Genomic DNA, 20,192 nt, shown 5'->3' with positions numbered 1-20,192 from the left:
TCCAATATTGCAGGATGAACGCAAATCAGGTTCCGCAAGAATGCGTTGATCGATGCCCAAGACGAGATTCTCCTGGCGCTGAATGGCCGCAAGCAGCACTTTTCAGGGGAGGAGTAGCCGTCCGCGAGGGGATCCCCTACCGGACTTATCTATCGTCGGGTGCGGCCTGCCCCATGGCACCCCAGGCGAACGGGGTGCGTTTGGGCTCGTACATAGACCAGTCGGACTCATTCAGTGCACGAGTCTCGCCACTCGAACCGAGGTGCCAGACCCCGTCCGCGTGTTTGACAACGACGCCCGCCACCATCTCCGGCACGCAAGCCTCGCCCACTTGGGTCCAGCGAATCAGACCGATCCGCCTGCCAATATCCCCTAACCTTCTCCGCCCCATGGGCTTGTATCAGCGAGGCGAGATTGGTGAACTTCCGGGCCGAGGCCGTAGAAGCGCCGGATGTTCATGATCAGAGGTCGCCACAGGTTGGGGTCGATCCGGTTTCCCGTACCGGCAGGCGGATCCGGTCGGCGAATGGGTGCCGCTCAGCTCGCGCCAGTGGCTTCGTGGACACGGCTTCGTTGGACCGCTTGTTTGTATTCAATTGTTGACGGCGTGATTGCTTTGCGCCACTCTTGAATACATGCCGGTGCGCGAACGAAGCAAGCCAGGGTCGCAGAGCGCCCTGAGGCTCTCCAACCAGCGACGAATTCTCTCCACGGTGTCCGGAGGGCCAACGACGCAGGCCGATATTGCGCGCACCACCGGTCTTTCTACCGCGACAGTCTCAAACATTGTCAAGGTGCTCGTTGAGCTCGGTCTGGTCGCGACCTCGCCGACAACCAGCTCAGGACGGCGCGCACAACTGGTGAGCCTGTCATCGACCGACGGCGCGGTCTCGGTGGGCATCGATTTCGGGCGCCGCCACGTACGCATCATCGTGGCCACGCTCGACTACCGGGTGATCGCCGAAAAAGAGGTCGAGATCCCGGCCGGGTATACGGCCGCCGAAGCGCTCGACATTGCGGCCAACCTGCTCACCTCGACCCTGAACCACGCGAGGGTGCCGCGTTCGTCGGTGCTCGGCGTCGGCGTCGGCGTGCCCGGTCCCATCGACCGGCGCACCGGGACCGTGGTCGACGGCGCTATCCTGCCCGAATGGGTGGGCGTGACGGTGGGCATGGTCGAGGAGATCTTCGAACTGCCGGTGTACCTGGAGAACGATGCGAACCTTGGCGTGCTCGCCGAGGTCACCTGGGGCTCGCACGCCGGAACCCCCACCGTCGTCTTCGTCAAGGTGGGCACCGGAATCGGTGCCGGGCTCATCCTCAATGGCGTGCCCTACTCCGGAAATATCGGGCTGACCGGGGAAATCGGTCACACTCCCATTTACGAACATGGACTGCTGTGCCGCTGCGGAAACCGTGGTTGCCTTGAGACCGTGGCGTCCACCACGATCATGATCGAACTGCTCTCACGCACCCTCGACCGTCCGGTTCGCACCCGGGATATCGTGCGGATGGCCCTCGAGGGCGACGAGCGGGCTATCCGCGTGGTCGAAGAGGCCGGCCTGGCCGTCGGTCGATCGATAGCGGCGATCACCAACCTCATCAACCCGCACACCATCATCGTGGGCGGGCCGCTGACGGGGTTGGGTGAAATGCTGCTCGGTCCGATCCGCAGCGCGCTCAAGCGCTACGCCGTGCCGATGATCATGGAGACCACCGATCTGGTGATGTCATCCTTGGGGGAGCGGGCCGAAGCCCTCGGCGGGGCGGCTCTCGTGCTGCAGCAAGCGGGGATCAAAACCGCCGTTAGCTGATCGTTGCCAAATTCTTGCGTTAACAAGTTGACGATAAGGGATTGGAGGTCTACCGTCAGACCAGGGTCGCCAAGCCGGCCCAGTTAGACGAGGAGGTCAGACGTGGAGACGGCTCACAGCGCGCACCCCACCATCCTGGAGATGCAGTCCATCACCAAGGAGTTCCCGGGCGTCAAAGCGCTCGACAAGGTGTCACTCACCGTACGAGCCGAGGAGATCCACGCGATCTGCGGCGAGAACGGTGCCGGCAAGTCCACCCTGATGAAAGTGCTCTCGGGCGTCTACCCCTTCGGCACATATGACGGCGACATCGTCTACGAGGGCTCCGTGGTGCGCTTCCGCGACATCAAGCAGAGCGAGGCCGCCGGCATCGTCATCATCCACCAGGAACTCGCACTCATCCCCGAGCTCTCGATCACCGAGAACATCTTCCTCGGCAACGAGCCAAGCCGCCGCGGGATCATCAACTGGGTGGACGCGCAGCGCCGGGCGATCGAATTGCTCGCTCGGGTCGGGCTTGACGACGACCCGGACACCCAGGTGAAGAACATCGGTGTGGGCAAGCAGCAGCTGGTGGAGATCGCCAAGGCGCTGAACAAGAACGTGAAGCTGCTCATCTTGGACGAACCCACCGCCGCCCTCAACGAGAGCGACTCGCAGCACCTGCTCGACCTGATCCGCGGCCTCAAGGGCAAGGGCATCTCGTCGATCATGATCTCGCACAAGCTCAACGAGATCGAGCAGATCGCCGACCAGATCACCATCATCCGCGATGGCAAGTCGATCGAAACCCTCGACGTGGTAGCTGACGGGGTCGACGAAGACCGCATCATCCGCGGCATGGTCGGCCGAACGCTCGGTAACCGCTTTCCGGAGCACACCGCCACGATCGGCGAGGTCTTCTTCGAGGTGCGCGACTGGACCGTGCAGCACCCGCTCACGGCCGAGCGCCAGGTGGTGAAGAACTCAAGCTTCACCGTGCGCCGCGGTGAGGTGGTCGGATTCGCCGGCCTGATGGGCGCCGGCCGCACCGAACTGGCGATGAGCCTCTTCGGTCGGTCCTACGGCAAGTTCATCTCCGGCCAGGTCTTCAAGGACGGCGAAGAGATCAAGCTCCGCACTGTCGCCGAAGCGATCGGCCACGGCATCGCCTACGTCAGTGAAGACCGCAAGTCGCTGGGCCTCAACCTGCTCGACACCATCAAACGGTCCATCGTGTCGGCCAAGCTCGGCAAGATCTCCCGCGGCATTGTTGTGAACGAACTCGAAGAGGCACAGATCTCCGAGCAGTACCGCACCAGCCTCCGCATCAAGACCCCCACCGTGGAGGAGGGCGTGACCAAGCTGTCCGGGGGAAACCAGCAAAAGGTCGTGCTGGCCAAGTGGATGTTCACCGATCCCGACCTGCTGATCCTGGACGAACCGACCCGCGGCATCGACGTGGGCGCCAAGGCCGAGGTCTACCAGATCATCCGCGACCTCGCCGCGCGGGGCACCGGAATCGTCATGATCTCATCGGAGCTGCCTGAGCTGCTCGGTGTCTCCGATCGCATCTACACGATCTTCGAAGGCAAGATCACCAACGAGCTCCCTGTCGCCCAGGCCGATCCTGAAACCCTCATGCGGAGCATGACCTCCTCCTCACAGAAAGTAGTCGCGTAATGAGCGCACCCGGTATTGACAAGCGCGGCGGATTCGACATCCGTGACCTGAAGGGCCTGTTCGGCGGCGGCGGTTCGCTCAAGCAGTTCGGCATCCTCGGCGCCCTCGTCGCGATCATCATTATCTTCCAGATCTGGACCGGCGGTAAGACCCTCCAGCCCGGCAACATCATCAACATCGTGCAGCAGTACTCCTACATCCTGATCCTGGCGATCGGCATGGTGATGGTGATCATCGCCGGCCACATCGACCTCTCGGTCGGCTCGGTCGCAGCCTTCACCGGCATCATCGTGGCCCTCGCCATGAAGGACTGGAACTTCCCGTGGTGGGCCGCCATCATCCTCGGCCTCATCGTCGGCGGGCTCATCGGCGCCTGGCAGGGCTTCTGGGTCGCCTATATTGGGGTCCCCGCCTTCATCGTGACGTTGGCCGGAATGCTCATCTGGCGCGGTGGCAACCAATTCATCGGCGACTCGGCCACCGTGCCGGTCGGAGCCGGTTTCCAGGTGATCGGCAAGGGCTACCTGCCCGAGTTCGGCCCGAACCTGGGCGTGAACAACCTCACCATGCTCCTCGGCATCGTCGTCGTGCTGATCCTCATCGGTCTCGAGGTGCGTGGACGCCGCACCCGCGCGGTGATGGGTGCGGCATCCGCACCGGCCTGGACCAGTATCCTGCGGGTCATCGTGCTCGGCGGAGTGGTCCTGGTGGCCGCCTACCTGTTCGCAACCGGCCGCGTCGGCACCAGCTTCCCGGTCTCGGGCATCATCCTCGCCTTGCTCGTCGTGGCGTACTCGTTCCTCACGAACCGCACCACCGTCGGCCGCCATATCTACGCGGTCGGCGGCAACAAGCACGCCGCGGAGCTCTCCGGCGTGAACTCGAAGCGGGTCAACTTCTTCGTGATGATGAACATGTCGGTGCTGGCCGCGCTGGCCGGCATGATCTTCGTCGCCCGATCGCAGGCGTCCGGCCCGTTCGACGGCACCGGCTGGGAGCTCGACGCGATCGCCGCCGTATTCATCGGCGGAGCGGCGGTCTCGGGCGGTATCGGCACCGTCGCCGGCTCCATCATCGGCGGACTCGTGATGGCCGTGCTCTCCAACGGCCTGGCGCTTAAGGGCATTTCGTCCGACCTCGTGCAGATCATCAAGGGCCTCGTGCTCCTGATTGCCGTGGGCGTCGACGTCTTCAACAAGTCGCAGGGACGCCCGTCGATCATCGGACTGATGACCCGCAACAAGGGCGGTGGCGGCGGCCAGATTCTGGCCGAAGAGCGCACAACGTCCCAGGTCACCCCGGGCGGCGGAACCCCGGACACCGCGGTTCCGGCCGATCTCAAGAACTAGCGTCCGCGCTGAATCACTTCCACGCTGAACTGCCGCGCCGAGTCACTCGACGGGCACTCAGCACCACCCCGCAGTACCACTCGCAGCACCACACACAGAAAAGAAAGAGATCCCAATGAAGAAGATCCTTTTTGCCACGACCGCCATCATGGCAGTCGCGGCACTCGGCCTCACCGGCTGTTCCTCCGACACCGGGCGCGGTGCCGCGGCCGGCACGGAGGAAGCCGCCAGCGGCTTCGAGGCCGGTTCGCTGATCGGTGTCGCCCTGCCCGACAAGACCAGTGAGAACTGGGTTCTGGCCGGCAGCCTGTTCGAAGAGGGGCTCGCCGACGCTGGATTCGAGGGCGACGTGCAGTACGCCGGGGCCAGCAACGCTGTCGCCGACCAGCAGCAGCAGATCTCGACCATGGTCACCAACGGCGCCAAGGTCATCATCGTGGGCGCGAAGGACGGCGCGCAGCTCGGCACCCAGGTGGCGGAGGCCAAGGCCGCCGGTGCAATCGTCATCGCCTACGACCGTCTCATCCTGAACACCGACGACGTTGACTACTACGTCGCCTTCGACAACTTCAAGGTCGGCCAGCTTCAGGGCCAGGCCCTCCTCGACGGCATGGCGGCGAAGTTCCCGGACAAGACCACCTACAACGTGGAACTTTTCTCCGGCTCCGCCGACGACTCCAACTCCGCGGTCTTCTTCGACGGAGCAATGGACATCCTGCAGCCGAAGATCGACGATGGCACCCTGAAGATCGTCTCCGGCCAGACCGACATCGCCCAGACGGCCACTGACGGCTGGAAGCCGGAGAACGCTCAGCGCCGCATGGACACCCTGATGCAGGGCACCTACCAGGCCGAAGCGGTCGATGGCGTCCTGTCGCCGAACGACACCCTCGCCCGCGCCATCATCACCTCGGTGAAGGATGCCGGACAGGCCGTCCTCCCCGTCGTGACCGGTCAGGACTCCGAAGCCGCATCGATCCCGCTGATCATGTCCGGCGAGCAGTACTCGACCATTTACAAGGACACCCGTGCCCTGGTCAAGGAAGCCATCGCCATGGCCACCGCCCTCCAGGCCGGTGACGAGCCCACCGTCAACGACACCGAGTCCTACGACAACGGCAACAAGATCGTGCCGGCCGACCTGCTGACCCCGGTGATCGTGACCAAGGACAACGCTGCAGAGGCGTACGCCGAGAACCCCGACCTGTCCGCGCTCACCAAGTAGCGAACCGAAGGTCCCCCTGAAATCCGGCCGGCCCTGCGGGGTCGGCCGGTTTTCGCGTCAGTACACCTAACCGTGACTCCCGCACGGTTTCTGCTTCAACGAACGATCCACGAGACGATAGGTGTATGCCCCCATGAGCAGCATTCTCGCCATCGATGCCGGCCAGTCGGGCATCAAGGTTCGCCACGTCGCGGGCGGCACCATGCGCCACTGGGCGGAACCCGGCATCCGCACCGACCTGCCGCTGATGCCGCAGCTTTCGGCGGTGCTCGCCGAGGCGGCGCGGCGCGGCGGCGCGGCCACCACGATCGGCATCGGTGTCTCCGGACTCACCGACGGGGCTTCGGATGCGCAATCGCTCCTCGCCGACGCGGCTCCGCTCGGCGCCCACTCGGTGACTCTGGCGCACGATTCCATCACGGCCTATCTCGGCGCCCTCAACGACGGGTGCGGCGTGGTCGTCGCATCCGGCACCGGGGTCGTCTCGCTCGCCGTGGGCGAGCACGACGTTGCGCGCATCGACGGCTGGGGCCATCTCATGGGCGATGCCGGCAGCGGATACTGGATCGGACGAGCCGCCCTCGAGGCGGTGATGCGCGCCTATGACGGACGCGGGCCGGACACCGAACTCGTGCAGGTGGTGCTCGCCGACTTCCCGGCGCTCGAAGACGCCTACATCGAACTGCAAGCCGACGACGAACGGGTGCGGCGGATAGCCCGATACGCGGCCGGCGTGGCAGAGCTCGCCGCGACCGACGCCGTGGCGGCGGGGATCATCGCCGCGGCCGCCGAAGAACTCGCCCACGCTGCCCTGACCGGGCTGCGCAGAGTAGGTCAGGACACCGTCGAGGCGCCGCAAGTGCGGGGAATAGGCGGGGTGTTCCGGTCCACCGCGCTGGCGCGCGCCTTCGAGCAGCGCGTGCACGCCGAGCTGCCCGCTGCCCAGGTGGGGATCGGCAGCTCCGATCCGCTCGACGGCGCGGCCCGGCTCCCCGCGGTCGGCGAGCACAGTGCCCTGCGCCGGCGGATCACCAGGGCGGAGCTCGAGGCGTGACGAAGACAGCCACGGTCAACGCCTCCGACACCTGCCAGACCCGGCGCGCCTCGTCTTCGCTGCGCAGCCGCGAGTGCAGCTTCTGCTCCGCCGGTGCACCGCTGGTACGGCCGTGCCCCTTCGGCCCGGAGAAGCGGCCGGCCTGGGTATTGCCCGAGGTAGCGGCGAAGAGCGTCGAAAGCGCCGCGGTGTCGGGGTGTCGACTAGGATCCCGAGGTCGGACAGCCACCGGATCAGTCGCACGCTCTGGGTGTCACCAACGCGGACGGTGCCATCCGACGATCCGGTTTGCGTCAATCAAGCAGGTGATATAGCACCGCTTCCGAACTGAGCCTCGACGCCTTCCGCCCAATCCAAGCACCGCGCCGAGCTCACTACCATGAAGCGCAGGTCGCGGTAGCGCTCCAGCTTCGGCCGCTGGCCGGACTGCTACAGATGCAAACCCAGGTAGAGCGAGATTAGTCCTTCGGGCTCCGGCCCTCAGACGGTGGAGACCTCGGACCGGCTCGTCAACCCAGGGCAGACAGTAGTCATAGTCGAATGACGACCGGGGTGCGACGACTTTCCGAGACGTTCGGCCGTCCCGGAATTGTGGGGGAGTGAGCGGCGAGTTTCAGACGAGCCTGGTGTCTTGGAAAGCTGTAGATTTCCGAGACATGACACTTACGGAATTTTTCACACGAATCAACTTCGTGGCGTCGAGGTTGCCGGCGCCGTACAACGATGGGGGTGTGGCGACGAGCTGCGTCCACTGCCTGGGAGGCCGGCGCACGACGAGCAAGATTGGGTGAACTGGGAGGTGCGCGAATGGGGAAGCGCGTTGTAGCTTGTAGAGATGTTCGCAAATGAGGGGGAGAGCTTCGTTGAGGTGTTCGTAGCTATCGCGGACACCTTGCAGACGGGCCATGACGTGATCGACACGATGTAAGTTTTGGTTCGGGGGTGCACAACGTTCACGGCTGCTATTGCCGCGGGTATCCTCTTGGCCGATAGCAGTGAAGTCCTTCATGTTGCTGCGTCCAGCAGTGAGCGGGCCGCCGATGTGGAAGAGGAACAGCTCGGCGCCCACGAGGGTCCTTGCCTGGACGCATACCGGTCGGGAACCACGATCGAAGTTCCTAACATCGCCGACGCTCGAGGCACCTGGCCGGCCTTCAGCGCTATCGCGGAGGTCCGCGGATATCGGGCTGTTCCTTCTGTTCCCATCCGGTTTGGCTCGCAGAGGTTAGGCGCGTTGAATCTGTTCTTGGCAGAGCCCGGCGGGTTGAGTGGCCGAGATGCGGACCTGGCAGAGGCGATGGCCCTGTATGCCGCTAACAGTGTTGAGCAGCACAGGAAGCTCCGAAGGCACGCCACCGTTCGCGACCAGATGCAAGTGATGCTTGAGGATCGAGTGCTTATCGAGCAAGCCAAAGGCGTCCTCGCCCAGCGCTACGGTGTGCCCATGGATCAGGCGTTTGGTCTGCTGCGGGCCGAGGCTCGCAAGATGCATACGAGCCTGCGCGATACCGCAGCAAAAATCGCCGTCCGGCCATTCGGTGATGGCCAGCAAAAGATGATCAGTTAGCCCTGGTCCTCAGGATGCGGTTGGGCGGGCTCGGCGTGGTTTGGGGTCTTTTCGGCGTCTATTCGTCTTCGTTGGGCGGATTGTTAAATCGCACCGGAAGTCGGGATGCGTAGAACGCTTCTCAGGGTAAATAGGGTGTCAGCAAGCTGAACCCCGACATGGTCAGCAATTACCTAGTCGAATGTCCCATACGAATCGCTAAGAAGTATTTCATTGTGAGTACTGGGTGTCTGTGTTGAATCGTAGCCGTCGTCCAGCGAGCCGAGGACGTCACTCTCTTCCTCTGCGGACATGACCGGGTGACGTTTCTGAGCGTTCCGCGTGTACTCGATAGCTTCGGCGTTGTCTGGTTCAGGCAACGTCGTGTTTGTGGTCTCCGCCATCATCGGCGCCCCTGGACCCAGCAGAAAGGTGGCAAGAACTTCATCGCCATGGGAGCCAATCGCGTCGCGTGGCGCTGAGCCCCGGACCACTCAGGGTGCAGCAGGCAACCGCGCTCTTCGCCGGCCACGGCTTCACCGTTCTACTAGTGATTACCGACAACGGTTCCTGTAACCGCTTGAAAGCAGTTCAAAGCCCAGGGCTCAAGCACAAAATCACCCGCCTTTCAACCGTGGATCGCCGCCGATTCATGCCGCTACCTTACGCGGAGTGCTCGAGGGGAGAGTTGTTAGCGGGCCGGGTGTGTGCGGTTATCTTCGGAAGCAGGAGGAGCTCACGCGCGGCTGCTTCGTCAGTGACGAGCATGGTGAGTATCCCCGACGAGGCGACAGCGTGTATCGCGGGTACTTTCGCGACCGAACCAGCGGCAGCGATGACCCGGGGTGTGGAACGTAACTGTTCGACCTCGATGGCAATTCGTCGTTGATTGAACGGTAGATCAATGATTCGCCCGTCCGCGTCGAGAAAACTCGCGACGACTTCCGCGACAGCGTGTTCAGCGTCGAGGGCGACGAGCTCCTCGGGATCGAGAAGCGGCTTGATCTGAGTGATCGGAGGATTCCAGGAGCCGATCGCGAGGACGGCCGTGGTCAGCCGGTCGTAGGTCGCGAGTGCGTCGGCAATGCTCTTCTCTGAGCGCAGAACCTGGGCGGCGATGGGGGTCGTGGTGAAAAGGGGCGCGAAAATTCCGATTGTCGACAGCGGGTGCCTGGCAGCGATGCGGTGGAGAACCACCATGGGCGACTGGGAGACGTCGTTGCCGACCGTTCCCGTCAACTGGACGACAGTGCAGGGGGGGAGGTCCTGAAGGTACTCGGTGAGCGCATATACGGTGCGTCCCCACGAGACACCGATCGTGTCGTTAGGCCGGGTGATTCGGGAGAGGTATCGGGCGGACTCGAAAGCGATGCGTTGGCGGTCTGCGTCGTCCGAGTCGCCATTCGGGACGACAAGGACCTCATCGAGTCCGAGATGGGTCGCGAGCCGTTCCCCGAGGGAGCGCCGCTGGTCGTCACGGTTGTGAATTTCGATCGTAACAACGCCGGACTCGCGCGCGATCTGAAGAATCCGTGCGATCTTAAAGCGGGACATCCCGTATTCGGCAGCGAGCTCCACCTTTGATACGTCTTCGAGATAGAAACGACGAGCGACGGTAGCCAACGTGTCGCGGCTGAATTCTTCGACCATCTCTCGTCCTTGCTTCGCGGAGTTCGTGGGCTTTATGGTTTCGGCCCGGAAACCGAGCGGCACAAGCAGCCTAGCTGTGATCCTATGCGCGTTCCGAGCGCGAAGACCCGGCGGCGTCGGCGCATATGCGTAGGTAACGAAAGCCGGACAGGACGTGAGTGCGTGCTTCACGTCCTGCCCGGGGTCACCGCTAGGTCAGCCGTTCAGAGTATCCTGCGAAGCCTCAGGCGCGGGGGTGCCCGCGAGCTTCTCCTGCAGTTCGTCGAGGGCAGGGTCGCCGAGATAGTTGGCGATCGGGATGATCGTGAGGTGCGGGTGCACTCGCCGTGCTCTCTCGACGAGGTTTTGCTGGATGACCGCTAGACCTGTGTCGATAGGAATGTTTTCGATTGCTGCGTGAGTTACCGCGATACCGGTGATGCCCGCTTTGGTGAGTCGCTTACGGAATACCGAGGCACCCATCGCGCTGCTTCCCATGCCGGCGTCGCACGCGAACACGATGGAGGTGGGGCGTGCGTCGGTCTGAGTGAGGGCGCCGGCGAGAAGGCTCCGACCCTCCGCCTTCATCGAAGAACTCTTGTTCTGGGCTGCTTCGAGGCCTTCGTCCTCCTCGTCCAATGTCGAGCCACTACGAAACCGATCGAACTTCAGAATCGCGGCCGTCACGACGAACGTCACGATCGCAGCGACGAGTACACCCGTCAAAACGCCGAGGTAGTTGCCACGGGGGGTCAACAGCAGATAGGAAACGATCGACCCCGGGCTCGGCCCAGCAACGAGTCCGACGTCAAAGAGCGAGAACGTTGCGATCCCGGACGCGGCACCTGCGATCATCCCGACGATCGTAAGCGGCTTCATCAAGACGTACGGGAAGTAGATCTCGTGGATACCGCCGATGAAGTGGATCAGGATCGCGCTGGGTGTGCTGCGGCGGATCAACTTCGATTTGCTGAAGAAGAGGAAGGCCGTGAGGAGCCCTAGTCCGGGACCAGGGTTGGAGGCGACCATGAAGAAGATGGACTTGCCCTGGGTTGCGGCTTGCTGAAGGCCGAGTGGGTAGTAGACGCCCTGGTCGATGACGTTGTTGAGGAAGAGGACTTTCGCCGGCTCGTTGAGGAGTGCGAGCAACGGCAAGACGCCTGTTGCAACAAGCGCGTTGATTCCTGCCAACAGCAACTTGTTGAGCTCTTCGATTCCGGGTCCGATCGCGGCGAAGGAGAGCAGGCACAGCCCGAAGCCCAGGATGCCGAGGCTGAAGTTGTTCACAAGCATCTCAAGGCCGGCGCGCATGCGGGGCTCCAAGAACCTGTCGACCCGCTTAAGCAGGTAGGCGCTCAGCGGGCCCATGATCATCGCGCCAAGGAACATCGGAATGCCGGCGCCGACGATGAGGCCGATGGTACCGACTGCGCCGATCACGCCGCCGCGGGCGCCGTGGACGAGACGCCCTCCCGTGAACGCAATGAGCAGCGGCAACATGTAGCCGATCATCGGGCCGACGAGCTGCGCGAATTCTTCATTCGGCATCCAGCCCGTCGGGATGAACAAGGCGGTAACAAAGCCCCAGGCGATGAAGGCGCCGACGTTAGGGATCACCATGGCGGTGAGGAAGCCGCCGAAGGCCTGGATGCGTGCGCGGACCCCGCCTCCCAAGGGCTTCGTGGTAGTCGTGGTGGCGCTCATCGGCGAGCGCCTTGCCGCACATCGGCAGCGCGTTCTGCTACCGGATCACTGGCCGTATTCATCGAGACTCCTTCGTCTGTGCTGCTTCATCTTCTCAGTTTTCTCATATGAGCGACTGCGCTCATGTGATAGTCTCCCGATCAATAGTCGTTCTGTCAACCCGACGAATTGAATCGAAGTGGCGGACGACCCCTATTGAAGGGAGCGCTCATGAGCGTTCAATATTCGGCATCCGTCATGACTGGCGATCTGGCAAATCTCGAATCAACCATTCAAGGCGTAGAAGCAGCCGGGGTTACCACGCTGCACGTCGACATCCTCGACGGACGGTTCAGCCCGAGCATGCCCATTGGCTTGGAGACGGCCAAACGCATCCGCGAGGTCACGAGCATGACCCTGGACGCCCACGTTATGTCGACCGACAACGACTACTTCGTGCAAGAGATGCTCAGCATCGGGATGGATTCGGTGACGTTTCATTTTGAGAGCACCCGGCATGTAGACCGTCTCTTGCGCGTGATCCGGCGCTCCGGCGCCAAGGCGGGCATCGCGCTGAACCCGGCGACGCCGCTCAACGTCCTCGACTGGGTCCTGCCGGAAGTCGACAAGGTGTGCCTGATGCTCATCAATCCTGGTTATGCGACGGATGCGAGCGAGGCGCAGGTGCCATACGCCTTGAAGAAGATCACCGCGCTCCGCGCGCTCCTTGATACGACAGGTTCCGAGGCCGTCCTGCAGGTCGACGGCCGGGTCTCGCTGGAGTCCGTGCCGGGCCTGGTGGCCGCGGGCGCGAGAGACCTCGTGCTGGGGAGCACGAGCCTGTTCCGAAAGGGTGCGACGCTCGCGGAAAACAAGCGGTTGCTCGACCTTGCCGTCCGTGAGGGCCTCGACCGCGCTGTGCGGGTGGCGGCATGAGCGCGTTCGGACAGGCCCAGCAGGGCATCACGGCCGAAATTTCCGCGACGATGGCTGCTATCGATGCCGCCGACGTCGACACGTTACTTAAAGAAGTTCGCATGGCCGACAGGGTGTACTTCGTCGGGGTAGGGCGTGTTCTGCTTTCGCTGCAGGCGATCGCAAAGCGACTTGCGCACTTCGGCGTCGACACGGTCGTTGTCGGGCAAATCACGGAGCCGGCGATCACTGATCGCGACGTGCTGATCGTGGGTTCTGGGAGCGGCGAAAGCGCGATCCCGATCGCGATCGCTGCGCGGGCCAAGCAGCACGGAGCGAGGGTCGTACACATTGGCTCCAACTCGCAGAGCTCGATGCGCGACTACGCCGATCACTTCGTCCGCATCCCCGTGCAGACCAAGCTCAACCTCGCCCACGAGATCCCCTCGATCCAACCCATGACGAGCCTGTTCGAGCAATGCCTCCTGCTGCTCGGCGACACCGTGGCGCTCATGATCGTCCGCGAAGACAAACTCGACATGCCCTCGCTGTGGCGCAACCACGCGAACCTCGAATAATGCGTGCCGTCCATTTCGGAGCCGGCAACATCGGCCGCGGCTTCATCGCACTCGCCCTGCAGCGTGCTGGCTACGACGTCACCTTTGTCGACGTGTCAGCCGAACTTATTGACGCTATCAACGCGGCGTCGAAATACGTGGTCCGCGAGATCGGTCCGAACGGCGTTGTTCACCTCGTCGAGGGCATTTCCGGGATCAATTCACAGACCGATCCGGACGCGGCAGCACGAGCCGTCGCTAAAGCCGACGTCGTCACCTGTGCGGTAGGCGCAACCGTGTTGCCCTTTATCGCGCCGATCCTTCGTGCGGGAATCTTGGCGCGAGCATCGGATGCTCCGAAACTCGCGGTCCTCGCGTGCGAAAACGCGATTGGTGCTTCCGATACGCTGCGCGAGCACCTCGCCGACGGGGGGATCGACACATCGCTTCTCTTCGACAGGGCGGTGTTCGCGAACACCGCAGTCGACCGCATCGTCCCTGGCCAGGCATCGGACGGGATTGACGTCGTCGTCGGCGAATACTTCGAGTGGATCATCGACCGCACACCCTTCGCGGGTGCAGAGCCGAGGATTCCCGATGCTCATTACGTCGACAACCTCACGCCTTTCATCGAGCGCAAGCTCTTCGCGGTGAACACCACCCACGCCACGACGGCCTACCACGGCTTCCTCGCCGGGGCCGAGAGCATCGCGGACGCACTCGCACTTCCCTCAGTGCGCGCCGAGGTCGACGCGGTAGTCGCAGCGAACTCGGGGCTGCTCGTGGACAGCCACGGCTTCGATCGGGAGGAACTGGCGGCGTACATCGCACGAGTGATCAAGCGATTCGAGGATCCGGATCTTCCAGACACCTGTATACGCATCGGCCGGCAACCGTTACGCAAGATCTCACGCACCGAGCGTTTCATCGCTCCCGCCGCGCGAATCGCCGAGTCCGGAGGTGATCCCGCTGCCCTCGTCCGGGCTTACGGTGCAGCACTTCGATTCGACGTGCTCGATGACGCGCAGTCGGTTGAGCTCCAGTCGCTTCTCGCAAGCGAAGCGCCGGCTACCTTTGTGACCCGGGTGACTGGGATCGAGGCCAGTCACCCGCTCTTCGTTGCCCTGCTGGCCGAGACCGCGTCGGTGGAGCCGTCGTTGGTGTAGCCGCTGCTGCAATTCCCCAGGACACCTGAACGGCGTGGCGAGAGTTAGGAGGGCGGAGCTCCGGTACCGAAGTGGGTCCGTCAGCAGATGAAACTCTCGACGTGACGGGGTGCCCACCAAGTTCAAACACCGTCGCGATTGCGGGGAGTCGAACTCGACTCCCCGGTTGCGGCACCCGTAAACGCCACCGGTCGCGTTGCAACACACTCCTCGGCCTCATCGCAGGCACAAGTAAGATCCCAGACGGTCAATGCGACTACTCGTTGGTAGTTCGAGGAAGCTCCCGCCAATTAGCGACGCCTTAACACAGAACGCGACAGCAGCACCATCCTCGCGTGCAAGCGCGGACCTTCACCGTGCCAACACGCAAGAGTCGACCAGGTTGGTTAAAGAGGCAAACCTACGTGCCTCGTATCTCTTGGAATTGGTCAGCGTGTGTACTGTGCCTGGCGATGTCCTGTTCGCATCCTTTCGACGGGCGCCGGGGCCCGACGAGCTCAGCGCTATGCAGGGACGTTGCGAAGAACCAAGAAGAGGCCAACCAGCCTAGAAAAGATGCCGCGCACAGCGCTAACTGTCACAAGACAGGCTCACCTGCTCACAATATTCTGGTGTGGTGATCGGGCGCCGTTATGAAGAAAGCAGCCACACCAGCGCGACGGTGTCGGCCAGGGCAGTGAAAGCAGGTCCATAAGTTTTGATTTAGTCGGCACTCAGACCCGAAATCACTGCATCGAACGATTGAACCGCGATCATGGCCATAGCAGCAGCGGCGGCAAATCCAGGGGAGCCGCTGAATATGGCACCCGCAGCCACGACCACGAGAGCGGCGCTACCGCGAGCGCGTACTGCGACGGAATACGGGATGCGGCGGTAGAGGACTGCAATCCTGTCAGGGCGTAGCCAAGGCTCGCCAGGGAGCCGCCGAGAGTGAGGTTAGCCGTGGTTCCACGGCTGCGCCCGCGCGGTCATGACGATGACGATGACTTGGCCGATGTTTGCCGTCTGGTGGAACACGATCATTCCTAGGGCGAGACCAATTGCAGCCGTCGACAGCGGGATCTTTAGAGTCGGGAGGCTGGGTGGGGTGGTTTTGGGCCTGTGATCACAAGGCGCTGGAGCGACACGCCCTCCACATCGATGTTCGGCAAGAGTCGGTCGAGCCGTTTTGGGATCCACCAGGCGGCGTCGCCGAGGAGGTGCATGGCGGCGGGGATTAGGAGCATCCGCACGATAAAGGCATCGAGGAGAACGCCGAATGCCAAACCGAACCCGATCGGTCGGATCGTCGCTGACTCCGAGAAGATGAACCCGGCAAAGACGGCGATCATGATGAGTGCTGCGGCGGTGACTACAGGCCGGCCCAGGCGGAGGCCGCGTTGCACCGCTTCCTGTGCTGAGGAGCCGTGCACGTATGCTTCTCTCATCCCGGATACCAGGAACAGCTGGTAGTCCATAGCTAGGCCGAAGAGCACGCCGATTTCGAGTATCGGTAGGAAGCTGAGGATCGGGGCGGGGTCGTGGACTCCAAAGAGCGCGCTGAGCCACCCGAACTGGTACACGGCCGTGAGGGCGCCGAGAGTGGCTACGAGCGAGAGCACGAAGCCGGCGGTCGCGATGATGGGAACGAGAATCGAGCGGAAGACGAAGATAAGGATGATCAGGGACAGCGCTAGGACCACGGCGAGGTAGATCGGGAGGACCTCGCTCAGTTTCTCGGAGATGTCGATCTGTGCGCTGGCGGTACCTGCAACGCCGAGGGTAACTGCGCCATCCTTCGTCTCAACGGGGGAGAGGTTGCGAAGGTCGTGAATGAGATCTTCAGTGGCGACGCTCGATGGGCCGCCGGTGGAGATGATTTGGAAGGCGATAGCGGTGCCGTTTGGCGATGTGGCGATGGGAGCGACGGCACTCACGTTGTTCTGGGCCGCGATCTTTGTGGCGATGGCAACCTGCTGTTGGAGCAAGGCAGAGCCCGTGGCTGCTTCCGGGAGATCAGCGACGACAACCAGTGGGCCGTTCTGGCCGACCCCGAACTTGTCGGCGATGGTGGCGAAGGACTTGTAAGGGCTGGAGGATGTCGCTTCTGACGATCCATCGGGGAGGCCAAGCCGCATCGTCAGCGCGGGGAGGGCGACGACTCCGAGAAGCGCGACTCCCGCGACGATGGTGAGCACCGCGCGCCGTGTCGACATGGGAGCGGCCTTGATGGTGGTGGCATCTCTTATTTGCTTTCGCTCCTTCTTGCGAAGGATGCGTATGCCGGCCAGTGACAGCATCGCGGGAGTGAGGCTGATAGCGACGAGGATAGCGACCGCGACGGAGACAGCGCCCACCGTGCCCATGAGGCCCAGAAACGGAATGCCGGTGATGTTCAGGGCCAGGAGCGCGACGATGACAGTTGTCCCGGCGAAGACGACGGCGTTGCCAGACGTACCGTTGGCCAATCCGATGGACTCGGTTAGCGGTATTCCCCGGTTGAGCTGGGACCTGTGTCTGTTGATGATGAAAAGGGAGTAGTCGATACCCACCGCAAGGCCCAGCATGACGGCGAGGAGTGGGGTGATCGAAGTGAACTCGACGAGCCCCGAGAACGATAGACCGGCAAGGAGTGCGACACCGAGTCCGACCATCGCGCTGATGAGCGGAAGCGCTGCCCCCAATACCGTTCCCAGCAGCACAAGCAGCACTATGGCCGCGATGACGATCCCAACGGCCTCACCCGGACCGACGACATTGGGTGTGCCTTGAACCAGCTCGTTGGATATCGTGACCTTAACACCTGGGATGCGGGCATCGGCGGCCGCGGCAACGACCTGGGCCTTCAGCTCAGGCGGTACGACGAAGGCATTCTCGGTGAATTGCACTGTCGCAAGTGCCGCCGTGCCGTCCTCTGAGACAAAACGAATGTTCTTTGACATTCCGAGAAGTGAGGATCCGAGATCGAGTTTTAAACCAGGCTCTGTCAAGGACTCAACGGCAGAGTCGAGGTCGGCCTGCTGCGCAGTCAGGAGCGTCTTCTGGGCGTCGAGGAGTTGCTGTTGTTGCGCGAATTGCGCCTGAGCGTCGGCGGAATCGTCCGCTTGGGAGCGTGCCGCGTCGAGTTGCGCTTGCGCGCCGGCGAGCTGCTGCACGCCAACATCAAGCTGGCCCTGCGCCGCGTCGAGCTCGGCTCTTCCGGCAACGAGCTGTGCACGCCCGTCCATGATCTGCTGGCGATGATCGGCCAGTTCCGTCTCGATCGCGAAAGGATTCGTTGCGGCCTTGATGCCCGAGAATTTAGCAATATCGGTAAGCAGGGCGTGGGCTTGTGCCTTCTGCGTCTCGGTGAAGGGTTGACCACCGGTGGTGGAGAAGACGAGGCTTCCAGTCCCTCCACTTACCGCTGGGAACTGCTCCTCAAGCTGTTCGCTCACCTTCGCCGTCGGGGTACCCGGAATCGTGATCGAGGACGAGATCGCGCCCGCGAACAGCGCATAATTGGCGCCGGACAGCGCGAAAATGACGATCCAGGCAGTGATGACGCTCCACCGCCGCCGTGCGGCGAATCTTCCGAGACGATAGAGAAGACCAGCCATGTGGAGAACCCGTTCTGTTGGGAGGAAGTCGTGAGATCACGAACCATTTTCGTTATACACACTGTATAGTCAATTACTATACAGGGTGTCGGTTTGTGCTGTACGAACTGTAAAGTAACTAAGACCATCTAGGAATTAGGGAGCATTCACCGTGGCACGAGTCGCCCGCACCACTCGTTCCGAGCAAACCGCTCAGGCCAAGCAGCGCATTCTCGAGGTTGCCGGCACGATGTTCGCCGAGCACGGCTATGACGGGACTTCCATGCAGGACGTGGCAACTGAACTCGGGCTGACTCGAGCCGCGCTGTACTATCACTATTCGTCGAAGGCCGACATCCTGAGCGAGATCATTGAGGCCGAGACGTCACAGTTCCTCGCGACGCTAGAGACCATTAGCGCTATCAAATCCCGAACCGCTCGAATGGATGCGACAATAACGGCGCTGGTGGCCGCTGGGCTCAATCAGAGACTGCGGATCGTGTTTCTCGTCTCCGATCCCGCTGTAAGCGCCCTTCCGAGTCCCGCCAACGGTCGGCCAGACGTCTTCGATCGCGTCGCCAAGGTGATCTACAGCGAAACGCCAACCCCGGAACAGTTGTTCGCAGTAAATGCCGCATTCATGTCGTTTGCGGCAATATCGACCTTCCCGCACCTCACGGATGAGCAGCTCTCGCCCATCCTGACGCGTGCACTGCACCGCCTACTCCGGGTTCGTTAGGTTCCCGGACCCACACCGCTCGCCGCACGCCGGCCAAGGTTGCAACCGGAGGAGACATATTGAGTCACAACAACACATGCGTGAAGTCGACTTCGATGTGCTCGCCCCCTGGTCGACACAACACCAGGTCAAAAAAGCTCGGATAAAGGCAGGAGCATCCGGCCAATCGCCTCGCCCACAGTGCGTCGTAAGAGCCACCTTCTGTGCATCCGGCGGAGGGGCAGTAGCCCAATGCCAGTATTTGGCGTGTGCGGCGATGTGCCGCCCGCCACTCTCGACGCCATCGATAACACCTCACTCTGACGATGTTGCTACGACCCCTTGAAGCCGCCCATGGGATACGAGACAGCGCGAAGCGAGTGTTGCTTGGGCAGTTATCCCGTGGTAGCCCCCCCCCCCTCGTGCACTGCCTCTGGGATCGCTTCGATCCGCCTCGCACCACTCGGGTGAGAAGTGATCCCGGCCTTAGCCGCCGCCCGGAGAACTACCAGTTACCTGCTCGCGTTACGCGAGCTCTTCGGATGCCACGATTACGGTGGCCCCTGCTTCCCTTGCGTCGAATATGACTTCAGCGGGCACGTCGCGGGTGGTGACAATCGTGTCGAGGTCTTTCAGACTGCCAAATCGGTGAGCGGCTGTGCGTTCGAACTTGTCGGGGGTGGCGACCAGCACGACGCGCCGGGCGCATTCGATGGCGGCCCGCTTAACTTGAGCGTCTCCCCATCCGGCTACCGTGAGGCCGGTTTCCGGGTCGGCTGCGCACGCTCCGAGAATAGCGAAGTCAAACCTCATTGCCCGAACCGCTTCCGCTGCACCCGGTCCCGTGAAAGCCAGGTCGTCGGGTCCGACCACACCCCCCGGCACGATCACTTCATTTCCCGGCGTCCGGGCCAGCGCGGCGGCGGCATGTAGAGACAGCGCCATTACAGTGATGCCAAGGCCGGAAAGTCCTTCCGCAACAGCCAGCGCCGTCGTGCCGTTGTCAATGAGCACGGAATCGCCGGGCGAAATGAGGCCGGCGACCGTTCGAGCCAGCATCATCTTCTCGGCTGCATCTGCACTACGGCGAATCTCGAATGGATACCGCGCTCCACGGCTCAGCGAGGGTGCGGCACCACCCCGAATACGTCTCAGGGCGCCTTGCTCGGACAATTCCACGAGATCGCGCCGGATGCTGACGGCAGAGGCTCCCGTGAGGGTAACCAGATCGTCGACGGTACGAACACCGGAATCAACAGAGCGAATGATCAATCGGTGGCGTTCTGATCGTTGCACGTGATCATTCTAGATCGTACA

At 62.6% G+C, this 20,192-nt stretch carries 14 protein-coding genes; 10 read left to right on the top strand and 4 right to left on the bottom strand.

The features are described 5' to 3' along the window. The first annotated feature begins 635 nt into the window (after window positions 1-635). The 6 genes from E3O57_RS05620 to E3O57_RS05595 all read left to right on the top strand — a co-directional run bounded on the left by E3O57_RS05620 (window position 636) and on the right by E3O57_RS05595 (window position 8,671). On the top strand, window positions 636-1,814 hold the full coding sequence (locus E3O57_RS05620; protein WP_103461482.1) for an ROK family transcriptional regulator: 1,179 nt from the start codon (window positions 636-638) through the stop codon (window positions 1,812-1,814). 141 nt (window positions 1,815-1,955) lie between these two features. Continuing rightward, window positions 1,956-3,476: a multiple monosaccharide ABC transporter ATP-binding protein gene (mmsA, locus tag E3O57_RS05615; RefSeq protein ID WP_103479450.1), complete on the top strand. Its 1,521-nt coding sequence runs from the start codon at window positions 1,956-1,958 to the stop codon at window positions 3,474-3,476. A 38-nt stretch (window positions 3,477-3,514) separates the two neighbouring features. After that, window positions 3,515-4,825 (top strand): multiple monosaccharide ABC transporter permease, encoded by a 1,311-nt coding sequence (gene mmsB / locus E3O57_RS05610; RefSeq protein WP_103479449.1) that lies wholly within the window; start codon window positions 3,515-3,517, stop codon window positions 4,823-4,825. 115 nt (window positions 4,826-4,940) lie between these two features. Beyond that, window positions 4,941-6,050 carry a sugar-binding protein gene (locus E3O57_RS05605; protein WP_103479329.1) on the top strand — a complete coding sequence of 370 codons (1,110 nt, stop codon included), beginning with the start codon at window positions 4,941-4,943 and terminating at the stop codon, window positions 6,048-6,050. 133 nt (window positions 6,051-6,183) lie between these two features. Beyond that, window positions 6,184-7,104: a BadF/BadG/BcrA/BcrD ATPase family protein gene (locus E3O57_RS05600; RefSeq protein WP_103479328.1), complete on the top strand. Its 921-nt coding sequence runs from the start codon at window positions 6,184-6,186 to the stop codon at window positions 7,102-7,104. 931 nt (window positions 7,105-8,035) lie between these two features. After that, complete coding sequence (locus E3O57_RS05595; RefSeq protein WP_103479327.1) at window positions 8,036-8,671, top strand: GAF and ANTAR domain-containing protein; 636 nt, start codon at window positions 8,036-8,038, stop codon at window positions 8,669-8,671. 642 nt (window positions 8,672-9,313) lie between these two features. Here E3O57_RS05595 and E3O57_RS05590 read toward each other — a convergent pair. Both E3O57_RS05590 and E3O57_RS05585 read right to left on the bottom strand, forming a co-directional pair. Continuing rightward, a complete protein-coding gene (locus E3O57_RS05590) occupies window positions 9,314-10,300 on the bottom strand; it encodes a sugar-binding transcriptional regulator (protein WP_103461477.1) in 987 nt (328 codons plus the stop codon). Between the two features lie 195 nt (window positions 10,301-10,495). Beyond that, window positions 10,496-11,983 carry a PTS mannitol transporter subunit IICB gene (locus tag E3O57_RS05585; protein WP_103479326.1) on the bottom strand — a complete coding sequence of 496 codons (1,488 nt, stop codon included), beginning with the start codon at window positions 11,981-11,983 and terminating at the stop codon, window positions 10,496-10,498. A 210-nt stretch (window positions 11,984-12,193) separates the two neighbouring features. Between E3O57_RS05585 and E3O57_RS05580 the strand changes: the two genes are divergently transcribed. The 3 genes from E3O57_RS05580 to E3O57_RS05570 are packed head-to-tail and all read left to right on the top strand — an operon-like array spanning window position 12,194 to window position 14,600. Further along, on the top strand, window positions 12,194-12,898 hold the full coding sequence (locus E3O57_RS05580) for a ribulose-phosphate 3-epimerase (protein WP_198416805.1): 705 nt from the start codon (window positions 12,194-12,196) through the stop codon (window positions 12,896-12,898). Then, complete coding sequence (gene hxlB / locus E3O57_RS05575) at window positions 12,895-13,455, top strand: 6-phospho-3-hexuloisomerase (protein ID WP_103479325.1); 561 nt, start codon at window positions 12,895-12,897, stop codon at window positions 13,453-13,455. The genes E3O57_RS05580 and hxlB overlap by 4 nt, the downstream gene beginning before the upstream one ends. Then, window positions 13,455-14,600 (top strand): mannitol-1-phosphate 5-dehydrogenase, encoded by a 1,146-nt coding sequence (locus tag E3O57_RS05570; protein ID WP_103479324.1) that lies wholly within the window; start codon window positions 13,455-13,457, stop codon window positions 14,598-14,600. Before hxlB ends, E3O57_RS05570 begins: the two co-directional genes overlap by 1 nt. Window positions 14,601-15,664: 1,064 nt before the next feature. On the opposite strand, the gene E3O57_RS05565 is transcribed toward E3O57_RS05570, so the two are convergent. Beyond that, window positions 15,665-18,178 (bottom strand): MMPL family transporter, encoded by a 2,514-nt coding sequence (locus E3O57_RS05565; protein ID WP_103479323.1) that lies wholly within the window; start codon window positions 18,176-18,178, stop codon window positions 15,665-15,667. 151 nt (window positions 18,179-18,329) lie between these two features. On the opposite strand from E3O57_RS05565, the gene E3O57_RS05560 reads away from it, so the two are divergent. Beyond that, window positions 18,330-18,896 (top strand): TetR/AcrR family transcriptional regulator, encoded by a 567-nt coding sequence (locus E3O57_RS05560; RefSeq protein WP_103479322.1) that lies wholly within the window; start codon window positions 18,330-18,332, stop codon window positions 18,894-18,896. Between the two features lie 504 nt (window positions 18,897-19,400). Here the strand turns inward: E3O57_RS05560 and E3O57_RS05555 are convergent. Continuing rightward, on the bottom strand, window positions 19,401-20,171 hold the full coding sequence (locus tag E3O57_RS05555) for a DeoR/GlpR family DNA-binding transcription regulator (protein WP_103461470.1): 771 nt from the start codon (window positions 20,169-20,171) through the stop codon (window positions 19,401-19,403). Between the last annotated feature and the right edge of the window lie 21 nt (window positions 20,172-20,192).

Source organism: Cryobacterium sp. TMN-39-2 (genome assembly GCF_004402745.1).
In the GTDB taxonomy this organism is placed as follows: Bacteria; Actinomycetota; Actinomycetes; order Actinomycetales; family Microbacteriaceae; genus Cryobacterium; species Cryobacterium zongtaii.
Note: the sequence above shows the minus strand (reverse complement) of the source record. Positions and strands in the feature narration are given on the sequence as shown.

Coding starts and splice junctions, on each gene's coding strand:
- mmsA (WP_103479450.1), top strand. CDS start 1,956: ATGCAGTCCATCACCAAGGAGTTCCCGGGCGTCAAAGCGCTCGACAAG.
- E3O57_RS05590 (WP_103461477.1), bottom strand. CDS start 10,300: ATGGTCGAAGAATTCAGCCGCGACACGTTGGCTACCGTCGCTCGTCGT.
- E3O57_RS05600 (WP_103479328.1), top strand. CDS start 6,184: ATGAGCAGCATTCTCGCCATCGATGCCGGCCAGTCGGGCATCAAGGTT.
- E3O57_RS05565 (WP_103479323.1), bottom strand. CDS start 18,178: ATGGCTGGTCTTCTCTATCGTCTCGGAAGATTCGCCGCACGGCGGCGG.
- E3O57_RS05605 (WP_103479329.1), top strand. CDS start 4,941: ATGAAGAAGATCCTTTTTGCCACGACCGCCATCATGGCAGTCGCGGCA.
- hxlB (WP_103479325.1), top strand. CDS start 12,895: ATGAGCGCGTTCGGACAGGCCCAGCAGGGCATCACGGCCGAAATTTCC.
- E3O57_RS05585 (WP_103479326.1), bottom strand. CDS start 11,983: ATGAGCGCCACCACGACTACCACGAAGCCCTTGGGAGGCGGGGTCCGC.
- E3O57_RS05580 (WP_198416805.1), top strand. CDS start 12,194: ATGAGCGTTCAATATTCGGCATCCGTCATGACTGGCGATCTGGCAAAT.
- E3O57_RS05620 (WP_103461482.1), top strand. CDS start 636: ATGCCGGTGCGCGAACGAAGCAAGCCAGGGTCGCAGAGCGCCCTGAGG.
- E3O57_RS05570 (WP_103479324.1), top strand. CDS start 13,455: ATGCGTGCCGTCCATTTCGGAGCCGGCAACATCGGCCGCGGCTTCATC.